Here is a 253-nt window from a genome sequence, read left to right as displayed (position 1 = left end):
GGGACCGTCGATGTAAAACAAAAACAAAGCCGTCAGCAGCATCCACACCAGCGTCACCCCTTTCACCGCCGTGGGATCAGCCCGCTTCACCCACGCCTGCAAAAACGGTATCACCAGATACAAAGGCAGGAAGTAGTAAAAAAAGCCCAGGTGATAATAGGTTTCATGCTCTGGCATGTGAACCAGTGTCGCCATCGCGACACTGTTCTGATAGCCGTCCAGGGTCAGGCCGGAAAAAAACGCATAAAACACC

The 253-nt window shown here is 52.2% G+C and carries 1 protein-coding gene; it reads right to left on the bottom strand.

Features of this window, described 5'->3' with window-relative positions; genetic code table 11:
* On the bottom strand, positions 1-253 hold a 253-nt coding region (locus R0J87_RS22665; RefSeq protein ID WP_498889163.1), incomplete at both ends, for a hypothetical protein.

It is taken from the genome of Halomonas sp. SIMBA_159, assembly GCF_046536035.1.
Classification (GTDB): Bacteria; Pseudomonadota; Gammaproteobacteria; order Pseudomonadales; family Halomonadaceae; genus Vreelandella; species Vreelandella venusta_A.
The sequence above is the reverse complement of the archived record's forward strand: the minus strand, read 5'-3'. Positions and strand labels throughout refer to the sequence as shown.